18 protein-coding genes are annotated in these 17,737 nt (G+C 72.4%); 13 read left to right on the top strand and 5 right to left on the bottom strand.

Features of this window, described 5'->3' with window-relative positions; genetic code table 11:
* The first annotated feature begins 43 nt into the window (after positions 1–43).
* Entirely contained in the window at positions 44–481 is a 438-nt protein-coding gene (locus R4Z62_RS05665; RefSeq protein WP_491519256.1) for a GNAT family N-acetyltransferase, read from the top strand.
* A gap of 9 nt (positions 482–490) precedes the next feature.
* Here R4Z62_RS05665 and R4Z62_RS05660 read toward each other — a convergent pair whose 3' ends face one another.
* Genes R4Z62_RS05660 through R4Z62_RS05650 form a run of 3 tightly spaced genes read right to left on the bottom strand, consistent with a single transcriptional unit; the run spans position 491 to position 1,910 of the window.
* Positions 491–994, bottom strand: a complete 504-nt coding sequence (locus R4Z62_RS05660) for a DUF6314 family protein (protein ID WP_491521844.1) — start codon at positions 992–994, stop codon at positions 491–493.
* 50 nt (positions 995–1,044) lie between these two features.
* Positions 1,045–1,488: a carboxymuconolactone decarboxylase family protein gene (locus R4Z62_RS05655; RefSeq protein ID WP_064531779.1), complete on the bottom strand. Its 444-nt coding sequence runs from the start codon at positions 1,486–1,488 to the stop codon at positions 1,045–1,047.
* A complete protein-coding gene (locus R4Z62_RS05650) occupies positions 1,485–1,910 on the bottom strand; it encodes a MerR family transcriptional regulator (protein ID WP_064531777.1) in 426 nt (141 codons plus the stop codon). The genes R4Z62_RS05655 and R4Z62_RS05650 overlap by 4 nt, the downstream gene beginning before the upstream one ends.
* A gap of 212 nt (positions 1,911–2,122) precedes the next feature.
* Here R4Z62_RS05650 and R4Z62_RS05645 point away from each other — a divergent pair, with 212 nt between their 5' ends.
* Genes R4Z62_RS05645 through R4Z62_RS05610 form a run of 8 tightly spaced genes read left to right on the top strand, consistent with a single transcriptional unit; the run spans position 2,123 to position 11,120 of the window.
* A complete protein-coding gene (locus tag R4Z62_RS05645) occupies positions 2,123–4,870 on the top strand; it encodes a YfhO family protein (protein ID WP_491519255.1) in 2,748 nt (915 codons plus the stop codon).
* 23 nt (positions 4,871–4,893) lie between these two features.
* A complete protein-coding gene (locus R4Z62_RS05640) occupies positions 4,894–5,844 on the top strand; it encodes a glycosyltransferase family 2 protein (RefSeq protein WP_491519254.1) in 951 nt (316 codons plus the stop codon).
* Positions 5,844–6,248, top strand: a complete 405-nt coding sequence (locus tag R4Z62_RS05635) for a GtrA family protein (RefSeq protein ID WP_064531771.1) — start codon at positions 5,844–5,846, stop codon at positions 6,246–6,248. The genes R4Z62_RS05640 and R4Z62_RS05635 overlap by 1 nt, the downstream gene beginning before the upstream one ends.
* A 44-nt stretch (positions 6,249–6,292) precedes the next feature.
* Positions 6,293–7,321: an N-acetyl-gamma-glutamyl-phosphate reductase gene (argC, locus tag R4Z62_RS05630; protein ID WP_491519253.1), complete on the top strand. Its 1,029-nt coding sequence runs from the start codon at positions 6,293–6,295 to the stop codon at positions 7,319–7,321.
* Positions 7,318–8,469 (top strand): bifunctional glutamate N-acetyltransferase/amino-acid acetyltransferase ArgJ, encoded by a 1,152-nt coding sequence (argJ, locus tag R4Z62_RS05625; protein ID WP_064531767.1) that lies wholly within the window; start codon positions 7,318–7,320, stop codon positions 8,467–8,469. Before argC ends, argJ begins: the two co-directional genes overlap by 4 nt.
* Positions 8,466–9,368, top strand: a complete 903-nt coding sequence (gene argB, locus R4Z62_RS05620) for an acetylglutamate kinase (protein WP_064531765.1) — start codon at positions 8,466–8,468, stop codon at positions 9,366–9,368. The genes argJ and argB overlap by 4 nt, the downstream gene beginning before the upstream one ends.
* On the top strand, positions 9,365–10,549 hold the full coding sequence (locus R4Z62_RS05615; RefSeq protein ID WP_491519252.1) for an acetylornithine transaminase: 1,185 nt from the start codon (positions 9,365–9,367) through the stop codon (positions 10,547–10,549). Before argB ends, R4Z62_RS05615 begins: the two co-directional genes overlap by 4 nt.
* A gap of 19 nt (positions 10,550–10,568) precedes the next feature.
* Positions 10,569–11,120, top strand: coding sequence for an arginine repressor (locus R4Z62_RS05610; protein ID WP_018570281.1), 552 nt, complete (start codon positions 10,569–10,571; stop codon positions 11,118–11,120).
* Between the two features lie 13 nt (positions 11,121–11,133).
* Here R4Z62_RS05610 and R4Z62_RS05605 read toward each other — a convergent pair whose 3' ends face one another.
* The gene (locus tag R4Z62_RS05605) at positions 11,134–11,730 is read right to left on the bottom strand and encodes a pyridoxamine 5'-phosphate oxidase family protein (protein WP_355478621.1); all 597 of its coding nucleotides are present in this window, start codon (positions 11,728–11,730) and stop codon (positions 11,134–11,136) included.
* Positions 11,731–11,902: 172 nt separating this feature from the next.
* Here R4Z62_RS05605 and argH point away from each other — a divergent pair, with 172 nt between their 5' ends.
* The 4 genes from argH to R4Z62_RS05585 all read left to right on the top strand — a co-directional run bounded on the left by argH (position 11,903) and on the right by R4Z62_RS05585 (position 16,595).
* The gene (gene argH / locus R4Z62_RS05600) at positions 11,903–13,330 is read left to right on the top strand and encodes an argininosuccinate lyase (protein WP_355478623.1); all 1,428 of its coding nucleotides are present in this window, start codon (positions 11,903–11,905) and stop codon (positions 13,328–13,330) included.
* A 72-nt stretch (positions 13,331–13,402) separates the two neighbouring features.
* A complete protein-coding gene (locus R4Z62_RS05595; protein WP_355478625.1) occupies positions 13,403–14,374 on the top strand; it encodes an aldo/keto reductase in 972 nt (323 codons plus the stop codon).
* Positions 14,375–14,520: 146 nt separating this feature from the next.
* Entirely contained in the window at positions 14,521–15,087 is a 567-nt protein-coding gene (locus R4Z62_RS05590; RefSeq protein ID WP_237305307.1) for a TetR/AcrR family transcriptional regulator, read from the top strand.
* On the top strand, positions 15,084–16,595 hold the full coding sequence (locus tag R4Z62_RS05585; protein ID WP_491519251.1) for an MFS transporter: 1,512 nt from the start codon (positions 15,084–15,086) through the stop codon (positions 16,593–16,595). The genes R4Z62_RS05590 and R4Z62_RS05585 overlap by 4 nt, the downstream gene beginning before the upstream one ends.
* Before the next feature lie 204 nt (positions 16,596–16,799).
* Here the strand turns inward: R4Z62_RS05585 and R4Z62_RS05580 are convergent, their stop codons facing one another.
* Complete coding sequence (locus R4Z62_RS05580) at positions 16,800–17,471, bottom strand: lysophospholipid acyltransferase family protein (protein ID WP_491519250.1); 672 nt, start codon at positions 17,469–17,471, stop codon at positions 16,800–16,802.
* Positions 17,472–17,737: the final 266 nt, after the last annotated feature.

Genomic DNA, 17,737 nt, shown 5'->3' with positions numbered 1-17,737 from the left:
AACCCGCTCGACACCCGAGGGCCCGGCCTGGCAGCCTCCCGCCATGACCGACATCCCACGGCCGGCCGACGGCTACGAGATCTCCACCGACCCCGACCGCATCGATGCCGCCCGGGTGCACCGCTGGCTCTCCACGGACGCGTACTGGGCGCTCGGCCGCCCGCGCGAGACACAGGACCGGGCCATCGCGGGATCCCTGAACTTCGGGGTGTTCGACACGGCCCGCGGCGAGCAGGTCGGCTACGCCCGGGTCGTCACCGACCTGACGACCTTCGCCTGGCTGTGCGACGTGTACGTCGATCCGGCCGTGCGCGGCAAGGGCCTCGGCAGCGCGCTCGTCGCCGCCGTGCGCGAGCACCTGCGGTCCCTCGGGGTGCGCCGGATCGTGCTGGCCACGGACGACGCGCACGGCGTGTACGAGAAGCTCGGCTTCCGGCCGCTGGAGCGGCCCGGCCAGTGGATGGCGCTCGCCCTGGGCTGACCGGCGCCCTCAGCCCGCGCCCGCGCCCGGAGCGGCCCGGGTGGCCGAGCCGTCCGGGCCTGCCGGCCCGTCCGGGCACCGGGTGTAGTCGGTGGTGAGCACCAGGTCCTTCGCCGGGCCGCCCACCCGCCACACCGTGCGCCAGTGGTCGGCGTCCCGGACGGTGAACTCGCCCCGGTAGAGGTCCGCCGAGCAGGGATGGTCGGCGACGTACCGGCCCAGGGTCAGGTCCAGGTCGTGGAAGGGCCGCCCGTCCGCGAACCGCACGTCCGCGCCGCCCGGTGCGGCGCCGGGCAGGAAGCGCAGGGTGCGCTCGGCGGGGCGGCCCGTGCCCCGCCACTCGAAGGTGCCCGACTCGTGGTGCAGCAGCCCGCCGCCCTCCAGCGGACCGAAGTCGGTCATCCCGGTGAAGACGCCCTCGTCGCCGGTGGTCAGGTCGCGCACCGACCGCTCGACCCGCCACCGTCCGGCCAGGTAGGCCAGCGCGTCCGGCACCGGCCAGTACTCGCCCATCGTCCCCGCCTCCGTCCGCGCGCCGCCGCGCTCCGCCCGAGTCATCCCCTTCAGGATGCGGCAGGGGCGGACGCCGGTCCCGACCGCCCCTCGCCGAGCGGCAGCAGCCCCCGCTCGGCGAAGACCTTCTTGGCCACCAAGGTGGCGTTGAGGGACTTGGGGAAGCCGCAGTAGCCGGCCGCGTGCAGCATCGCCTCGACGATCTGCTCCGGAGTGAGGCCCACGTTGAGGGCCGCGTTCACATGCACCTCCAACTGGGGCTCGCAGCCGCCGAGCGCGGTCAGCATGCCCAGCGTCACCAACTGCCGGTCGCGCGGCGCCAGTTCCTCGCGGGCGTACATCTCGCCGAAGCCCCAGGAGACGATCTGGTGGCCCAGCTCGGGGCTGATGTCGGCGAGCGAGTCGATGACCCGCTGTCCCGCCTCGCCGTCGACGCTCCGCAGCACCTCCAGGCCGTGGGCGAAGCGCTGGTCCCGGGTGGTGTTCTCGCTCATGTCCGCTCTTCCGTCCCCGTCCGCCGCTCGTGCAGCAGCCGTTCATAGTGATCGATCTTGTCGTCCAGCGTGTGGGCGTTGCGCCGCAGCGCCCGGATGCGGTCGGCCAGGCCGACGCGGTGCTCGCGCAGCATCGCCAGCCGCTCGGGCACCGTCGCGTCGCCCTGGGCCCGCAGCGTCGCGAAGCGCTGCATGTCGGCGATCGACATGCCCGTCTCGCGCAGCCGCAGCAGAAACTCCAGCCAGGCCAGGTCCGCCGCCTCGTACCGCCGCTGGTTGCCGGTGGTGCGGCCGACCCGCTCGATCAGGCCGGCCCGCTCGTAGTAGCGCAGGGTGTCGTGCGAGAGGCCCGTGCGCTCGGCGACCTGGGCGATGGTCAGAGTCGTTCCCCGTCCCGCCGGGGCGGGCTGTCCGCTGGTCATGGAAGAACCGTAGAACCTGGAGTGCGCTCCAGGTCAAGCGACCTCTTACCGAAAATTCACCACTGGGATCGGGGGAGTTCAGGAAAGTCTTTTACCTCGGCCGTACAACCGACCCGGGAGAGCAATCGTCTAAGACGGCGGAACAGCGGGGTGCGGAGAGCGGTACCTGGCCGAGAAACAACGCATGCGGAATTCCTGGGAGCCTGTCGAGAATGAACCGCCCGACTCTGCGGGGCAAGCCGCGGCAGGCTGCCGCATTCCTCGCCGCGGCAATCACCGTCGCCGTGCTCTGCGCCGCCGATGTCCTCGCCCGCAGTTATCCGTTCGGCCCCCGCACACGGGAGGTCAACGACCTGGGCAACCAGTACGTGCCCTTCCACGCCCACCTCTGGGACCTGCTGCACGGGCGGGCCGACGGCGGCCTGTTCCTCAACTGGCAGTCGGGTTTCGGCTCCAGCTTCCTGCCCGACCTCGGGACGTACCTCGGCAGTCCGTTCGCCCTGCTCGTCGCGGTGTTCCCGAGGGACGAGATCGATCTCGCGGTGTACGTGATCACCGTGCTGAAGACGGCGACCGCCGGCGCGGCCATGGCCTGGCTGCTGCTGCGGCTGCGTCCCGGCCGCTGGTGGGGGGCGGGCCTGATGGGTGCCGCGTACGCCCTGTGCGGCTGGTCCCTGGCGGACGGCTCCTACAACCCGATGTGGCTCGACGGTCTGATCGCGCTGCCGCTGCTGTGCCTGGTGGGGGAGTGGGCGCTGAGCGGCCGGCGCGGGCCGCTGGGCGTGCTGATCGTGGCGCTCGCCTGGATCGCCAACTTCTACACCGCCTACATGGCCACGCTCGGCGCCGCTCTGGTGCTGCTGCTGCGGCTGTGGCTCGCCGGGTCATGGCGCCGGCGCGCACCGGCGGTGCTGGGGCGGGCGGCGGCGACCGCGGCCCTCGGCGTCGGCCTGGCCGCACCGCTGGTGACGGTGGTCTACTTCGGCACCAAGCACGCCTTCCCGGGCACCGAGCGGCAGTTCCGTCCGGCGGCCGCCGAGGACGTGCTGGCCCGCCTGATGCCGACCACGTACGCCTTCAGCACCCCCGCCCTCTACGTCGGCACCCTGACCCTGCTGCTCGCCCTCGCCCTGCCCTTCCACCGGGGGGTGCCCCAGCGCGTGCGTGCCGGGTGGAGCCTGCTGGTGGTCGCCGTGCTGCTGTCCATGCAGTGGACGCCGACCCATCTGGCCTGGCACGCCTTCTCCACGCCGAACGGCAGCCCCTACCGCCAGTCGTTCGTCCTGTGCGGGCTGCTGGTGATCGCGGCCTGGCACAGCCTCGCCCGCGGTGTGCCCGGTCCGCGGGCGCTGGGCGCCGCCGCCGTCCTGCTCGCGCTGATCGCCGCGGTGGCGAGCGGCAGCGGCCTGATCCGCCCCTACGTCTGGCCGGTCCTGGGTGTCACGGCCGCCGCCGCCCTGGGCGGCCTGTATCTGCTCGGCCGGGCGGGGCGGGCACAGGCGCCCGACGCGCACCCGCCCGTCTCGCCGCCCCCCGCCGCGCCCGACGCGCCCCCGCCCGTCTCGCCGGACGGCCCGGCACCCGCCGACCGGCGCCGTCGCCGCGGCCTGCTCGCGGGCGCCGCGGTGGTGCTGCTGGTAGGGGCGCAGTTCGGCGAGGCCGCGGCCACCTCGGCCGTGGACACCCGGCTCCGGCTCGACCGGATGGACGACTACGCCCCCTGGGGGGCCCGGCAGCGGCAGCAGTCCGAGGCGGTCGCCCGCGTCGACGGCTGGCCGCGCTATCGCACCGACCCGGGCCGGGAACAGACCGTGGGCAACGATCCGCTGATGGTCGGCGGCCAGGGCGCCCAGTACTACAGCAGCATGACCGCGGACGTCCTCAGCCGCCTGCTGGCCGCCCTCGGCGACGGCATGACCTCCCGCGGCCGGAGTGTGCAGAGCCTGGACAACCCCGTCACGGACGCCCTCTTCTCCATCGGGGCGAGACTGCACTCACCGCCGGACCAGCACCAGCGCTGGAACCCGAGGGACCGCGCCCCGGTGACGGTCACCCGGCAGGACGTGCCCCCGCTGGTCACCGTCCGCCCCTCCGGCACCGGCGTCCCGGCAGCCGAACCCAAGGTGTCCGCCCTCGGCCCGTCGCCCTACCGCAACCAGGAGGTCCTGCTGGGCGCCGAGGTCTACACCGTGCCGTCCGTCACCGTACGCACCGGGGACGGCAGGCAGCCCCCGCGCGCCCGGGACGGCCTTCTCGGAGTGGTCCTCAGGAAACCGCACACCGGCGTCCCGGCGGGTGTCCCGACGATCACGGGCCGCTGTCCCGCGGGCAGCGAGGCGTATCTGTGGGCACCGCACTTCTCGGGCACCGCGCGACTGGCCGGCGGCCCGCCGGGCGGTCGGCGCCCCGTCGCGCGCTTCACGGCGACCGCCGCGAAGATCGCCGCCATGCAGCGGCTCGGCACGGTTCCGGCCGGCGGGCGGTTCCGGATCGACCTGACCGTCGAGGGGAACGGAACGGTCCCGGACGGCGCGGTCGGCTGCCTGGACACCGCCCGGCTGGCCGCCGCCGTGCGGCATCTCAAGGCCACCGGCGCGAGCGAGGTGAGCGTCTCCGGCGGCACGCTGCACGCCCGGCTCCCGGCCGGCAGCACCGGCACCGCCGTCGTCGCGGTGCCCCGGATCGCCGGCTGGCGGTGCGCCGCAGGCGGGAGGGCCGCGGTGCCCGCCGAGCAGTACTACGGCCTGATCGCCGTGCCGCTGGACGGCTCCGCGACCAGCCTCACCTGCACCTTCCATCCACCCGGCCTGCGACTGGGGGCCGCCGTCGGCGGTGCCTCGCTGCTGGTCCTGGCCCTTCTGGGCGTCCTCGGCGCCGTCCGCCGCAGGCGGCTTCCCGGCCGCCCCGACCCGTCCCGAACGTCCACCCACCCGCGCGAGCGCGCGACCAGCGCTCTGTGACGCCGTCCTCCCGGGGGGAGAACATGCTCATCTCGATCGTCGCACCCTGCTACAACGAGGAAGACGTCATCGAACGCTTCCACGAGGCCGTCCAGCAGGTCGCCGACGACCTGCTGCCGCTCGGCCACGACATGGAGTTCGTGTACGTCGACGACGGCAGCCGCGACCGCACGCTCCCGCTGCTCCAGCAACTGGCCGCCGCCGACCCGCGGGTGCGCTACGTCTCCTTCAGCCGCAACTTCGGCAAGGAGGCCGCCCTGCTGGCGGGCCTGCGCCACGCCACGGGGGACTCGGTGGTCGTCATGGACGCCGACCTCCAGCACCCGCCGGAGCTGATCCACCGCATGGTCGAACTGCGCGGTCAGGGCTACGACCAGGTCCTGGCCCGGCGCAGCCGGAAGGGCGACCGGGTCACCCGCACCCTCACCGCGCGTCTGTACTACCGGCTGGTCAACCGCCTGGTCGACGTGGAACTCAAGGACGGCGTGGGCGACTTCCGGCTGCTGTCGCGGCGCGTGGTGGACGCGGTGCTGGTGCTGACCGAGTACAACCGCTTCTCCAAGGGCCTGTTCGCCTGGGTGGGCTTCCCCACCACCACCTTCGAGTACGAGAACGCGGTGCGCGAGCACGGCAGCAGCTCCTGGACGCTGAAGTCGCTGCTGAACTACGGTCTGGACGGGCTGCTCTCGTTCAACAACAGGCCGCTGCGCGCCGCGCTGCACCTGGGCATGTGGCTGCTGCTGTGCGCCGGGCTCTACACCGCGTGGATCGTGGGCGCGGCGCTCGTCAACGGCGTGCAGACCCCGGGCTATGTCACCATCATCACGGCCGTCACGGCGCTCGCGGGCGTGCAGATGGTCATGCTGGGGGTCATCGGGGAGTACACCGGCCGCATCTACTACGAGGTCAAGGGCCGCCCGCACTTCCTGGTGAAGGAGAGCAACGTGGAGCGGACGAAGGATCTCATTCCCTGATGCGTAACCCGATGGCGAGGCAGATCGTCACTTTCGCCGTGGTCGGCGTCCTGAACACGGCGACGTACTACATTCTCTATCTGTTGTTCCTCACACGTCTTCCTTATCTCCTCGCGCATGTCCTGGCGTTCTTCCTCAGCATGATCGGTTCTTTCTTCCTGAACGCGCGTTTCACTTATCGCACCCGGCCGACCTGGCGGAAATTCCTGCTGTTCCCGCTCACCAACGCCGCCAATTTCGTGATCACCACGGTGGGGGTCTATGTGATCGTCGACGTGCTGCACGCCGGGAGCAGGTTCGCCCCGCTGCTCGCCTCGGCGGCGGCGATCCCGGTGACCTTCGTCGTCTCCCGGTGGATCATGCTTCCCAAGGGGGACCCGGTCCGGGAAGGCCGGATTGCATAAACGTGCAGCGCTACGTATAGTCATGCCATCGAGGAGGAGGGCTCATGGCTGTACGTGTGGCGATCGCCGGAGCGAGTGGATACGCGGGCGGAGAAGCGCTGCGTCTGCTGCTCGCGCACCCCGGGGTCGAGATCGGTGCCCTGACCGGCAACTCCAACGCGGGCCAACGGCTCGGCACGCTCCAGCCGCATCTGCTGCCGCTGGCCGACCGGGTGCTCGCGCCCACCACGCCCGAGGCACTGTCCGGCCATGACGTCGTCTTCCTCGCCCTGCCGCACGGCCAGTCCGCTGCCGTCGCCGAGCAGCTCGGCCCGGATGTCCTCGTCATCGACATGGGCGCCGACTTCCGGCTGAAGGACCCGGCCGACTGGGAGCGCTTCTACGGCTCCGCGCACGCCGGCACCTGGCCCTACGGCCTCCCCGAACTGCCGGGCGGCCGCGCCGCGCTGGAGGGGTCCAAGCGCATCGCGGTGCCCGGTTGCTACCCCACCGCCGCCTCCCTCGCCCTGGTCCCCGCCTACGCGGCCGGACTCGTGGAGAACGAGGCCGTGGTCGTCGCCGCCTCCGGCACCTCCGGCGCGGGCAAGGCCCCCAAGGCGCACCTGCTCGGCTCCGAGGTCATGGGCTCCATGTCCCCCTACGGCGTGGGCGGCGGCCACCGGCACACCCCCGAGATGATGCAGAACCTCGGCGCGGCGGCGGGCGAGCCGGTCACGGTCTCCTTCACCCCGACCCTCGCCCCGATGCCCCGCGGCATCCTCGCCACGTGCAGCGCGAAGGCCCGGGAGGGCGTCGGCGCGGAGTCGGTGCGCGCCGCCTACGAGAAGGCGTACGCCGACGAGCCCTTCGTCCGCCTCCTGCCCGAGGGGCAGTGGCCCGCCACCGGCGCGGTCCACGGCTCCAACGCGGTGCAGATCCAGGTGGCGTACGACCCCGCCGCGCACCGCGTCATCGCGATCAGCGCCCTGGACAACCTGACCAAGGGCACCGCGGGCGGCGCGGTGCAGAGCATGAACATCGCCCTCGGGCTTGATGAGACCACCGGACTTTCCACGATCGGAGTCGCACCGTGAGCGTCACGGCAGCCAAGGGATTCCAGGCGGCGGGCATCGCCGCCGGGATCAAGGAGAACGGCAACCCGGACCTGGCCCTCGTGGTCAACACCGGGCCGCGCCGCGCCGCCGCGGGCGTCTTCACCGCCAACCGCGTCAAGGCCGCCCCGGTGCTGTGGTCCGAGCAGGTCCTGAAGTCCGGCCGGCTCTCCGCGGTGGTCCTCAACTCCGGCGGCGCCAACGCCTGTACGGGCCCCAAGGGCTTCCAGGACACCCATGCCACCGCCGAGAAGGCCGCCGAGGTGCTCGGTGTCGGCGCCGGCGAGGTCGCCGTCTGCTCCACCGGCCTGATCGGTGTGCTGCTGCCGATGGACAAGCTGCTGCCGGGCGTCGCGACCGCGGCCGCGGCGCTGAGCGAGCACGGCGGCGAGAAGGCCGCCATCGCCATCAAGACCACCGACACGGTGCACAAGACGTCCGTGGTCTCCCGCGAGGGCTGGACGGTGGGCGGCATGGCGAAGGGCGCGGGCATGCTCGCGCCGGGCCTCGCCACCATGCTCGTCGTCCTCACCACCGACGCCGACCTGGACAGCGCCGCCCTGGACCGGGCGCTGCGCGCGGCCACCAAGGTCACCTTCGACCGGGTCGACTCCGACGGCTGCATGTCCACCAACGACACCGTGCTGCTGCTCGCCTCGGGTGCCTCCGGGCTCACCCCGGCCGAGGACGACTTCGCCGACGCCGTGCGCGCCGTCTGCGCCGATCTCGGCCGCCAGCTCATCGGGGACGCCGAGGGCGCCAGCAAGGACATCCAGGTCGAGGTGGTGGGCGCCGCCACCGAGGAGGACGCCGTCGAGGTGGGCCGCTCCATCGCCCGCAACAACCTCCTCAAGTGCGCCCTGCACGGCGAGGACCCCAACTGGGGCCGCGTCCTGTCCGCGATCGGCACCACCCGGGCCGCCTTCGAGCCCGACCGGCTCAATGTCGCCATCAACGGCGTGTGGGTGTGCAAGAACGGCGGCGTGGGCGAGGACCGCGACAAGGTCGACATGCGCTACCGCGAGGTGCACATCGTCGCCGACCTCGCGGCGGGCACCGAGACCGCCACCATCTGGACCAACGACCTCACCGCGGACTACGTCCACGAGAACAGCGCGTACTCCTCATGACCACGACCCGCAGGCACACGGCCCTGCCGAAGGCGAAGATCCTCATCGAGGCGCTGCCCTGGCTGACCCGCCACCACGGCAGGACGGTGGTCATCAAGTTCGGCGGCAACGCGATGGTCGACGAGGAGCTGAAGGCGGCGTTCGCCCAGGACGTGGTGTTCCTGCGGCACGCCGGCCTCAAGCCGGTCGTCGTGCACGGCGGCGGCCCGCAGATCAGCGCGGCCCTGGACCGGCACGGCATCGTCAGCGAGTTCAAGGCGGGCCTGCGCGTCACCAGCGAGGAGGCCATGGACGTCGTACGGATGGTGCTGGCCGGACAGGTCCAGCGCGAGCTGGTCGGCCTGCTCAACCAGCACGGTCCGCTCGCCGTCGGCCTCACCGGCGAGGACGCGCACACCATCACCGCCACCCGGCACGTCCCCGAGATCGACGGCGAACCGGTCGACATCGGACGGGTCGGGGAGATCACCGCCATCGACACCGGCGCGATCGAGGCCCTGCTCGCCGACGGCCGCATCCCGGTCGTCTCCTCGATCGCCCGCTCCGAGGACGACGGACATGTCTACAACGTCAATGCTGATACGGCGGCTGCGGCACTCGCTGCGGCACTGGGCGCCGAGACCCTCATGGTCCTCACCGACGTCGAGGGCCTCTACGAGGACTGGCCGGACTCCGACGAGGTGATCAGCCGGCTCACCGCGAGCCAGCTGGAGAAGCTGCTGCCCGACCTGTCCGCCGGCATGGTGCCGAAGATGCGGGGCTGTCTGCACGCCGTGCGCGGCGGGGTGAACACCGCCCGCGTCATCGACGGCCGGGTCCAGCACTCGATCCTGCTGGAGATCTTCACCGACGAGGGCATCGGCACGATGGTCGTGCCGGACGAAGAGGGGAAGTCGTGAGCAACGCGGAACTGACCGCCCGCTGGCAGGGCGCGCTGATGAACAACTACGGCACGCCGCGCCTGCCCCTGGTCCGCGGCGCGGGCACCCGGCTGTGGGACGCCGACGGCAAGGAGTACGTGGACTTCGTCGGCGGCATCGCCGTCAACGCGCTCGGCCACGCCCACCCGGCGGTCGTCGAGGCCGTGAGCCGGCAGATCGCCTCGCTCGGCCATGTCTCCAACCTGTTCGTCGCCGAGCCGCCCGTCGCCCTCGCCGAACGGCTCCTCCAGCACTTCGGCCGCGACGGCAAGGTGTTCTTCTGCAACTCCGGCGCCGAGGCCAACGAGGGCGCCTTCAAGATCGGCCGGCTCACCGGGCGCACCGGCATGGTCGCCACCGAGGGCGGTTTCCACGGCCGCACCATGGGCGCCCTGGCGCTGACCGGCCAGCCCGGCAAGCAGGAGCCCTTCCTGCCGCTGCCCGGCGACGTCACCCATGTGCCCTACGGCGACGCGCAGGCGCTGGCCGCCGCGGTCACCGAGGACACCGCGCTGGTGATCATCGAGCCGGTCCAGGGCGAGAACGGCGTGGTCGTCCCGCCCCCCGGCTATCTGAAGGCGGCCCGCGCCATCACCGCCGCCACCGGCGCGCTGCTCGTCCTGGACGAGGTGCAGACCGGCCTCGGCCGCACCGGGCACTGGTTCGAGTACCAGGCCCACGAGGGCGTCCTGCCGGACGTCGTCACCCTCGCCAAGGGGTTGGGCGGCGGGCTGCCGCTCGGCGCGACCGTCGCCTTCGGCCGGGCCGCCGAGCTGCTCCAGCCGGGCCAGCACGGCACCACCTTCGGCGGCAACCCGGTGGCCTGCGCCGCCGGACTCGCCGTCCTGGACACCATCGCCGGCGAAGGGCTGCTGGACAACGTCAAGCGGCAGAGCGAACGGCTGCGCGAGGGCGTCGAGTCCCTCGGCCACCCGCTCGTCGACCACGTCAGGGGCGCGGGCCTGCTCCTGGGTATCGTGCTCACCGGGCCGCACGCGCCGCGGGCGCAGCAGGCGGCCCAGGAGGCCGGCTTCCTCGTGAACGCGCCCGCACCCGACGTCGTCCGGCTGATGCCGCCGCTGAACCTCGGCGACGACGACGTGGACGCGTTCCTGCGGGCGCTGCCCGGCATCCTGGACACCACCGACGGGGACGCATGATCCGGAGAATGGGACGACGATGAGTCAGGCACAGGACCACGGGCACACCGACGCGTCGGGCGCCGGGCCCGCCCTGCCGCAGACCCGCACCGCACGCCACCGCCGGATCGTGGACATCCTCAACCGGCAACCGGTGCGCTCGCAGAGCCAGTTGGCGAAGCTGCTGGCGGACGACGGGCTGAGCGTCACCCAGGCGACGCTCTCCCGCGACCTGGACGAGCTGAACGCGGTGAAGATCCGCAACAACGAGGGCGACCTCATCTACGCGGTCCCTAGCGAGGGCGGCTTCCGCACCCCGCGCGCGCCGCTGGGCGAGTCCGCCAAGGAGGAGCGGATGCGGCGGCTCTCCCAGGAGCTGCTGATCTCGGCGGAGGCGTCGGCGAACCTCGTGGTCCTGCGCACCCCGCCGGGCGCGGCCCAGTTCCTGGCCTCCGCGATCGACCAGGCCGAGCTCCAGGACATCCTGGGCACCATCGCGGGCGACGACACCCTGATGCTGATCAGCCGCGACCCGACCGGCGGCCAGGCGCTCGCCGACCATCTGCTGCGCCTGGCCCAGAACGGCCACTGACCGCCGGTGCCGCTCAGCCCGCCTGCGCGGGCGTGGGCGGCAGCGGCAGCGGGAGCCCCGGCAGCCCGTCCAGGCTGGTGGCGATGTGCTCCTTCTTGGTGAAGTACGCGTCCAGCGACTCGTCGTCCTCGCGGGCGAACCGCCTGCGGTGCAGGTCGCGGTCCTCGTCGTAGGTCATGAAGGGCACCGCGTAGCCGCAGGTGTCCCGGATCAGCGAGGCGTGCACGACGACGATCGCGCGCAGACCGTGCGACGCCGGGTCGATGCCGGGGAAGCGGGCGAGCAGGTCCGTGAAGCGCGGATCGTCGCGGAAGACGGGCTCGCCCCTGCCGTGCACCCGCACGATGTTGGGCGGCCCCTGGAAGGCGCACCACATCAGGGTGATGCGGCCGTTCTCGCGCAGGTGCGCGACGGTCTCCGCGTTGGACCCGGCGAAGTCCAGATAGGCCACGGTGTGCCCGTCGAGCACCGCGAGGGAGCCCTTGAGGCCCTTGGGGGAGAGGTTGACCGTGCCGTCGCCGGAGAGCGGTGCGGTCGCCGTGAAGAAGAGGGGCTGCTCCTCGATGAAGGTGCGCAGCCTGCCGTCGATGCGCTCATACGTCTTTCCCATGTCCACCCATTATCCGGGCAACTCTTTCGACTGTCTAAGGAATCGAGGGCTCCGGAACGCCCCGGCCCCCGCCGGACCGGCCTGCCTCGATTGACTAGCCATGCATGAATCTGCATACTCATGCATACCGAGCACGGCTCGTACACCCACCCTCTCCCTAGGAGCAGCGCAAGTGAGCAGCAACAGCGGTGACGTACGGCTCTGGGGCGGCCGGTTCGCCGACGGACCCGCCGAGGCCCTGGCGAAACTGTCCGCGTCCGTCCACTTCGACTGGCGGCTCGCGCCCTACGACATCGCCGGTTCGCGCGCCCACGCGTGCGTGCTGCACCGGGCGGGCCTGCTCACCGAGGACGAGCTGACCCGGATGACCGCCGGACTCGACCGGCTGGAGGCCGACGTCGCGGACGGCTCCTTCACCGGCACCGTCGCCGACGAGGACGTCCACACGGCCCTGGAGCGCGGCCTGCTGGAGCGCCTCGGCCCCGACCTCGGCGGCAAGCTGCGCGCCGGCCGCTCCCGCAACGACCAGGTCGCCACCCTCTTCCGCATGTACCTGCGCGACCACGCCCGGATCATCGGCGGCCTGGTCGCCGACCTCCAGGACGCGCTGATCGGCCTGGCCGAGGCCCACCCGGACGTGGCGATGCCCGGCCGCACCCACCTCCAGCACGCCCAGCCGGTCCTCTTCGCCCACCATGTGCTCGCCCACGCGCAGTCCCTGTCCCGGGACGCCGAGCGGCTGCGCCAGTGGGACGAGCGGACCGCCGTGTCGCCGTACGGCTCGGGCGCCCTGGCCGGCTCCTCCCTCGGCCTGGACCCCGAGGCGGTCGCCCGCGACCTCGGCTTCGAGCACGGCAGCGCGGCCAACTCCATCGACGGCACCGCCTCGCGCGACTTCGCCGCCGAGTTCGCCTTCGTCACCGCCATGATCGGCGTGAACCTCTCCCGCATCGCCGAGGAGATCATCATCTGGAACACGAAGGAGTTCTCCTTCGTCACGCTGCACGACGCGTTCTCCACCGGCTCCTCGATCATGCCGCAGAAGAAGAACCCCGACATCGCGGAGCTGGCGCGCGGCAAGTCCGGCCGCCTCATCGGCAACCTGACCGGGCTCATGGCCACCCTCAAGGCCCTGCCGCTCGCCTACAACCGCGACCTCCAGGAGGACAAGGAGCCCGTCTTCGACTCCTGCGACCAGCTGGAGGTCCTGCTGCCCGCCTTCACCGGCATGATGGCCACCCTCACTGTCCACCGCGAGCGCATGGAGGAGCTGGCCCCGGCCGGCTTCTCGCTGGCCACCGACATCGCGGAGTGGCTGGTCAAGCAGGGCGTGCCGTTCCGGGTGGCGCACGAGGTCGCCGGCGAGTGCGTGAAGGCCGCCGAGGCCGAGGGCAAGGAGCTGGACGAGCTGACCGACGAGCAGTTCGCCAAGATCTCCGCCCATCTCACCCCCGAGGTGCGCACGGTCCTCGACGTGCCCGGCGCCCTCGCCTCCCGCGACGGCCGCGGCGGCACCGCCCCGAGCGCGGTCGCGGTCCAGCTCGCCGAGATCAAGGCCGACGTGGCCGCCCAGCACGCCTGGGCGGACGCCAGGAAGTAGCCGGTACGTGCCCGGGAGGGCATCGCGGGTACGTTGGTCCGCAGTACGGAGCCGACCCGAACGGAGCCCGCGATGCCCTTCGCGCGACTGGCCGCAGCCACCACCCCCACCTGCCACCTCGGCCTGGGCCTGGCCGCCGTGGGGCGCCCCGGATACATCAACCTGGGCCGGGACCGCGACCTCGGAGCCGACCGCTCCGTGGACGCCCTGCGCGCCCGTACGCACGAACTGCTGGACGCCGCCTACGCCCAGGGCGTGCGCTATCTGGACGCCGCCCGCTCCTACGGCCGCTCCGAGGAGTTCCTCGCCGACTGGCTGCGCGCTCGCCCGGAGATCGACGACGTCGTCGTCGGCAGCAAGTGGGGCTACACCTACACGGCCGACTGGCGCACCGACGCCGCACAGCACGAGGTCAAGGACCACGGCGCGGCCACCTACGCGCGCCAGCGCGCCGAGAGCGCCGCGCTGCTCGGCGACCGGCTCGACCTCTACCAGATCCACTCGGTGACCCCGGACAGCCCCGCCCTGACCGACAAGGAACTGCACGCCCGGCTCGCCGAGTCCGCCGCCTCGGGGCTGACCGTCGGCTTCTCCACCAGCGGCCCCGCCCAGGCCGACGCGATCCGGGCCGCCCTCGCCGTGACCGTGGACGGCGAGCCGCTGTTCCGCACCGTCCAGTCGACGTACAACGCCCTGGAGACCTCCGCCGGGCCCGCCCTCGCCGAGGCGCACGACGCGGGGCTCACCGTGATCGTCAAGGAGGGCATGGCGAACGGCCGGCTGGCCGGCCCCGACGCGCCCGAGGCCCTGCGCGAGGTGGCCCGGAGCACCGGTTACGGCTGCGACGCGGTCGCCCTCGCCCTGATCCTGCGCCGCCCCTGGGCGGGCGTGGTGCTCTCCGGCGCCGCCACCGTCGACCAGCTCGTCTCCAACCTGCACGCCCCGGCCGTCGACCTGGACGACGAGCAGGCGGCCCGCCTCGACGCCCTGGCCGAGGAGCCGCAGGCGTACTGGCGGCAGCGCGGCCAGCTCCCCTGGCACTGATCTCCCACGGTCCTCTCACGTCTCGCGCACCACGGCTCACGCCCCACGGCTCACGCCCCACGTCCTGCGCCGCACCCGGCCCGGACCGCTGAGACGTGCACGCCGCTCATGAGACATGAATGTCTCATTCGGTGTATGGTTGTCTCATGGCTGTCGATCGTGACCACGTGCTGCGCAGTGCCGCGGCCCTGCTGACCCGTAAGTCCACCGCGACGATGGACGAGGTCGCCAGGGCCGCCGGCATCAGCCGCGCCACGCTGCACCGGCACTTCGCCGGACGCGACGCGCTCGTACGGGCACTGGAGGCGCTCGGCATCCAGGAGTGCGAGGCCGCGCTGGACGCGGCCCGCCCGGACGAGGGGCCCGCGCGGGACGCGGTGCACCGGCTGGTCCGCGCGATCGAGCCCGCGGCCGGCCTGCTGGCCTTCCTCTACACCGAGAACCAGCTGTTCGAGGGCGGGGAGGTGAACGCGGGCTGGGCCCGGATCGACGAGCGGATCGAGACCCTGTTCCGGCGCGGCCAGGACAGCGGGGAGTTCCGCATCGACCTCACCCCGGCCTGGCTCACCGAGGCACTGTTCGGCCTGCTGGCCTCCGCCGCCTGGGCGGTGACCGAGGGCCGCGTGGCCCCCAAGGACTTCACGTACATGACGGTCGAGCTGCTGCTCGGCGGCGCACTGCGCGCGGACGCACCACGGAGAGAGGAACCATGACCAGCACCCTGCGGCCGGCCCGCACGACGGAGACGGAGAAGCGACCGGGCCGCTGGCTCGCGCTCGGCGTCCTCGTCCTGGCCGTGCTGCTGGTGGCCGTCGACGCGACCGTCCTCGGTCTCGCGACCCCGTACATCAGTGAGGACCTCAAGCCCTCCGGCACCCAGCTGCTGTGGATAGGCGACGTCTACTCGTTCGTCATCGCCGGTCTGCTCGTCTCCATGGGCAGCCTCGGCGACCGCATCGGACGCAAGCGCATCCTGCTCTGCGGCGCCGTCGCCTTCGGCCTGATCTCCGTGCTCAACGCCTACGCGACCTCGCCGGAACTGATGATCCTGGCACGGGCGCTGCTCGGTGTCGCCGGTGCCACCCTGATGCCGGCCACGCTTGCCCTGATCCGCAACCTCTTCCACGACCCGCGCGAGCGCAGCCTCGCGGTCGGCATCTGGGGCGCGGCCGCCTCGGCGGGCATGGCCGTGGGTCCCATCGTCGGCGGGTTCCTGCTCGAACACTTCTGGTGGGGCTCGGCCTTCCTGATCAACCTGCCGGTGATGGCCGTGCTCGTCCTGGTCGGCATCCGGCTGCTGCCCGAGTCCCGCAACCCGGACCCGGGCCCCTGGGACCTGGCCAGCGTCATGCTGTCACTGGTCGGCATGATCGCCACCGTGTACGCGGTCAAGGAGGCCGCGGCGCACGGGTTCACCTGGCCGGTCCTCGGCGCGGGCCTGCTCGGCGTGGCCGGGCTGTACGGCTTCGTCCGCCGCCAGCTCACGATGCCCGTGCCGCTGCTGGACATGCGGCTGTTCCGCAGCCGCGGCTTCAGCGGCGCCGTCCTCGCCGACCTGCTGACCGTCCTCGGCATGTCCGGGCTGGTCTTCTTCCTCTCCCAGTATCTGCAACTGGTCCAGGGCAGGCGGCCGTTCGAGGCGGGCCTGGCCGAGCTGCCGGCCGCCGTCGGCGCGGTGGCGGCCGGTCTGGTGGCGGGCACCGCGGCCCGGCGCTTCTCGGTGCGGGCGGTGGTCTCCGGCGGACTGGCCGCCGTCGGCCTGTCCCTGGCCGCGCTGACCACGCTCAGCGGCGCGACCGGCTATCCGCTGCTGGGCGCGGCCCTGCTGGTGGTCGGCGTCGGCGCCGGGCTCTCCTTCACCGTGACCGCCGACGTGATCCTCTCCAGCGTGCCCAAGGACCAGGCGGGCGCCGCCTCGGCGGTCTCGGAGACGGCGTACGAACTCGGCGCGGCCCTGGGCATCGCCCTGCTCGGCTCCATCGTGACCGCCGCCTACCGCGGCTTCACCGGTCCGGCGGGCACACCCCCGCAGGCCCATGAGTCGCTGGGCGGCGCCGTGGAGGCGGCGGCCGGCCTGCCCGCCCCCACCGCCGAGGCCCTGCTGTCCGCGGCCCGCGACTCCTTCGTCCACGGCCTCCACCTGGCCTCGGGCGCGGGCGCGGCCGTCCTGCTGACAGCCGCGGCGGCAGCGTGGTTCCTCCTGAAGAACCAGAAACTCTGACCATTCCGACGAGGAGCGGCGCGCCCCGAAAGGGGCGCGGGGAACGGCGCGAGCAACGACAACGCACCAGCACCCGGCGACGGCGGCGGGGACCCGGGCGGCGCCCCGAAAGGGGCGCGGGGAACTGCGCGAACAACCCCCACACACCCGCACCCGGCGGCGAACCGAGCCCCTACGGCGCCCACCCGCCCGATCGCCGAAGGCTCACGCCGCCTTCGCCTTGGTGGCGTACATGTCCACGTACTCCTGCCCCGACAACCGCATGACCTCGGTCATCACCGAGTCCGTCACCGCCCGCAGCACATACCGGTCACGGTCCATGCCCTCGTAGCGGGAGAACTCCATCGGCTCACCGAAGCGCACGGTGACCTTGCCCGGCCGGGGCAGCCCCGTGCCGCCCGGCTGGAGCTTGTCGGTGCCGATCATGGCGAACGGCACGACGGGCGCCCCGGTCATCAGCGTCAGCCGCGCGATACCGGTGCGCCCCCGGTACAGCCGCCCGTCGGGGGAGCGCGTGCCCTCGGGGTAGATGCCGAAGATCTTCCGCTCCTCCAGCACCCGGCGGCCGGTCATCAGCGCGGCCACCCCGCCCCGGCCGCCGTCGCGGTCGACCGGGATCATGCCGACACCGGTGAAGAACCAGGCCATCAGCCGGCCCTTGAACCCCTTGCCCGTGACGTACTCGTCCTTGCCGATGAAGAAGACCTGCCGGTCGCAGACGACCGGCAGGATCATCGAGTCGATGAACGTCAGGTGGTTGCCCGCCAGGATGACCGGACCGTCGCCGGGAATGCGCTCCGCGCCCTCCACTCGCATGCGGAACATCAGGCGCATGATCGGACCGAGCACTGCCTTGATGAACGCGAAGCGGGACAACGGGCCCTCCGGTGCCAAGGGATGCGGTATGTGTCTGTGCAGGTGAGGACGATACTCGCGGCACGGCCCGGAATGCACATCGGGCGCACCACCTCTTACCCACTGTTGACGTGCGTTCACCTGCGCCGGAGCCGTCTTGCGACGAGATGAACGGCGCACGGCGGTGTGACCGAGGTTACGGGGTGTCATCCCGCGTCACCCGCGTGTTCCGCTCGGCGTCTCCCGTCCGTCACCCCCTCCCCCCTACGATCGGCGCGCACCGACGG

The sequence above is a fragment of the Streptomyces sp. PL-25 genome, from assembly GCF_058344915.1.
This window is presented reverse-complemented; position numbering and strand designations above follow the sequence as displayed.

What these genes read in the sequence shown, in the direction of transcription:
- R4Z62_RS05610 (WP_018570281.1), top strand. Translation starts at nt 10,569, where the DNA reads ATGAGTCAGGCACAGGACCACGGGCACACCGACGCGTCGGGCGCCGGG.
- R4Z62_RS05665 (WP_491519256.1), top strand. Translation starts at nt 44, where the DNA reads ATGACCGACATCCCACGGCCGGCCGACGGCTACGAGATCTCCACCGAC.
- R4Z62_RS05585 (WP_491519251.1), top strand. Translation starts at nt 15,084, where the DNA reads ATGACCAGCACCCTGCGGCCGGCCCGCACGACGGAGACGGAGAAGCGA.
- R4Z62_RS05660 (WP_491521844.1), bottom strand. Translation starts at nt 994, where the DNA reads ATGGGCGAGTACTGGCCGGTGCCGGACGCGCTGGCCTACCTGGCCGGA.
- R4Z62_RS05590 (WP_237305307.1), top strand. Translation starts at nt 14,521, where the DNA reads ATGGCTGTCGATCGTGACCACGTGCTGCGCAGTGCCGCGGCCCTGCTG.
- R4Z62_RS05605 (WP_355478621.1), bottom strand. Translation starts at nt 11,730, where the DNA reads ATGGGAAAGACGTATGAGCGCATCGACGGCAGGCTGCGCACCTTCATC.
- argB (WP_064531765.1), top strand. Translation starts at nt 8,466, where the DNA reads ATGACCACGACCCGCAGGCACACGGCCCTGCCGAAGGCGAAGATCCTC.
- R4Z62_RS05650 (WP_064531777.1), bottom strand. Translation starts at nt 1,910, where the DNA reads ATGACCAGCGGACAGCCCGCCCCGGCGGGACGGGGAACGACTCTGACC.
- R4Z62_RS05645 (WP_491519255.1), top strand. Translation starts at nt 2,123, where the DNA reads ATGAACCGCCCGACTCTGCGGGGCAAGCCGCGGCAGGCTGCCGCATTC.
- R4Z62_RS05635 (WP_064531771.1), top strand. Translation starts at nt 5,844, where the DNA reads ATGCGTAACCCGATGGCGAGGCAGATCGTCACTTTCGCCGTGGTCGGC.
- argC (WP_491519253.1), top strand. Translation starts at nt 6,293, where the DNA reads ATGGCTGTACGTGTGGCGATCGCCGGAGCGAGTGGATACGCGGGCGGA.
- R4Z62_RS05595 (WP_355478625.1), top strand. Translation starts at nt 13,403, where the DNA reads ATGCCCTTCGCGCGACTGGCCGCAGCCACCACCCCCACCTGCCACCTC.
- R4Z62_RS05640 (WP_491519254.1), top strand. Translation starts at nt 4,894, where the DNA reads ATGCTCATCTCGATCGTCGCACCCTGCTACAACGAGGAAGACGTCATC.
- R4Z62_RS05655 (WP_064531779.1), bottom strand. Translation starts at nt 1,488, where the DNA reads ATGAGCGAGAACACCACCCGGGACCAGCGCTTCGCCCACGGCCTGGAG.